The following is a 2,307-nucleotide window of genomic DNA, read 5'->3' as shown; positions in this document are numbered from 1 at the left end:
TTGCGCATACCCAAGGCCAGGAACGCCTCGTTCGGCACCTCGGAGAAGGTGACGGTGGCGATCGGCTCGACGAGCTCGAACATGCGGTGGATCTTCGCTCGTGGGTGCCGCATGTCGGCATCTCCTTTGGTCGTGACCGCGCCCTCGTCGGCGGCCTCTCACACCGCTACGAACGACGCCGCCCGGATACGACAACTCCGGCCGACACCAATCCAGCCAAGATCGGCTTCACTCTCATGCCGCGTTGCGCCTCGGTCGGCTCGGTACGAGCCGAGTGGTACTCAACGGACCGAATCCGAGGGTGGCTGAGGATGGCGCATAGGTGCGCTGCGCGCTCCACTGCGACGAGGTTGGCAGTCTGGTCTCACCCGGCTACAGACTTCCGGAGTCCGGCCAGTTGGACCAGTGAGTGTTGGGCGGCAGGCTGGGCGTGTACCGGCTGAGGTCGCCGGTCGCCAGAGCATCGGCAATCTGGCGGAAGGTCTCAGACTCGCTGGGTCGTAGCCCGCCAGCCAGATCGGGGTGGTTCCACTGGTCCAGTCGCAGTACCTCGGGTATGTCGACCCGGATCCGCCGTCGCAGCTCCCCCTCGTCGGCTAGGAGGAGTTCGCGATGGCGCGGAACGAGCCGGCGTAGCACATCGACGAGGTCCTCGCCTGGTGTGGCGGCAACAGCGATCTCCTGGCCACGGATCACTACCATTCCCCTCCCCCGGTAGGTCTCGGGCTCGTCGGGGTCCTCTATCTCGTCCCAGTTGTCGACTCGATCGAGGAAGTCACCGTTGTCATAGCCAGGTTCGCCGCTGGTCAGGCAGTTGCCGAACACGTGGAGCACGTCGATGAGGTTGCCGGCCCGTGGCGAGTAGCCGACCGCCTCGATGATGACGGCCCACTGCCCGCCGTCGCGCTATCCATGGAGCCGAGCATCGACAGCGTAGTAGTAGCCGTGGCCGAGGTCCGGAAACAGGAACTCCTCAGCTGCGGCGTCGAGCTGTTCGAGGATCTCGGCCGAGCGCACAGCCGAGCAGTGTAGTCCGCCACGTCGGCGACCCAGAACGTCCGCATCTAGCCGCGATCCGCGCGTTACCGAGCGTCATACCGTGCGGATGGAGCCCGACGTCCGACTGGCCTGGATGAGTGCGTTGGCTGCTACAGCGCATCTGGCCAGTCGGCCACGATGACCAATGAGACTGAGTCCGGCGACAGGTGGTCAGTCCCAGGCAGGTACTCAATATGCTGATGCCGATTGACCGTCCGATCCTTGTCGGTCTCGGCTTGCTCGGCCACACCGTCGAGCGCGTCCCAGATGATGTCGAGATACTCGCCACCACCGCGGAAAAGCAGCGTCGTCCCGCCTTGCAGAGTGACAAGCAGCGGACCGGTGGTCGCCTCTTGACCGATGAACCCGCCGGTGATCGCCGCCATTGAGGGCTCAGCATTTTCGCGGAGCAGCCGGCCGAGGGCGCGCAGGGCAGCCGGCGGGCCGGCAAGCTCCAGCTCGCCGCCGCTGACGGAAAGACGGCAGTGCCGGTGATCGTGCATCGGCGCATTGTCCTGCACCTCGCGGCCTCTCTCGTCACAGGCGCCGCCTCGGCCACCCCGGAGCCGATGCGTCGACGGCATCGAACGCACGACAGCCGGTCCCACCCCTCCAGCGATCGAAGAAGGTGGCAGAAGGTCATGAAGGAAGACGACAGGCCAGAACGCCGGACCATCCGTCAATCACCAGTACAGCTATCGAACAGGGCCAGATCGAAGTACCGGCCACGGACTCCAAGCCTCAGCAGAGGCTTCGGCAGCGATCAACTTCTGGCAGTTCCGGTAATTGGCATCGGGGAGTACGCATGACAATCGCCGCGACCTGGCCTGCCGAGCTTTGGCACTGGATCGTCGCCCGGCCGTGGCTCGCTGTTCTCGCCGCCGCGGCGATCCTCGGCGCGGTGTCCGCCCACGACCAGGTGCTCGCCTGGCGGCACCGGCGGTTCGCGGCCGGCGCGCGGTGGCTGACCATCGCCGCCCCGCCCGAGGTCGCCGCCGACGCCGCCGCCGCGTTCTGGATCACCCTCAGTGGCGTGCTCACACCGTCGGTGTGGCGGCAGCGCCTGTTCGGCATCCCGCACGTCGGGTGGGAGTACACCTGGAGCGGCCGAGCGCTGACCATTCGGGTCTGGGTGCCCGGCACGGTGCCTTCCGGCGCGGTCGAAGCGGCCGTCCGCGCGGCCTGGCCTGCCGCCGCCGTGACCGTCGCCGACGCCGCCGCCCCGATCCCGCTGCAGACGGGTGAGCAGGTGGGTGGGGCGCACTGGCC

At 67.3% G+C, this 2,307-nt stretch carries 1 protein-coding gene and 2 pseudogenes; 1 reads left to right on the top strand and 2 read right to left on the bottom strand.

Features of this window, described 5'->3' with window-relative positions; translation table 11 throughout:
• Positions 1–372 precede the first annotated feature (372 nt).
• Together ACWEVO_RS35205 and ACWEVO_RS35200 are read right to left on the bottom strand one after the other, a co-directional pair.
• Positions 373–1,017, bottom strand: a pseudogene (locus ACWEVO_RS35205) (DUF7003 family protein).
• 131 nt (positions 1,018–1,148) lie between these two features.
• On the bottom strand, positions 1,149–1,559 hold the full coding sequence (locus ACWEVO_RS35200) for an Imm32 family immunity protein (protein ID WP_452311729.1): 411 nt from the start codon (positions 1,557–1,559) through the stop codon (positions 1,149–1,151).
• 284 nt (positions 1,560–1,843) lie between these two features.
• Between ACWEVO_RS35200 and ACWEVO_RS35195 the strand changes: the two are divergent.
• Positions 1,844–2,307, top strand: a pseudogene (locus ACWEVO_RS35195) (type VI secretion protein); the annotation flags it as partial.

This window comes from Micromonospora sp. NPDC003776, assembly GCF_053605645.1.
Note: the sequence above shows the minus strand (reverse complement) of the source record. Positions and strands in the feature narration are given on the sequence as shown.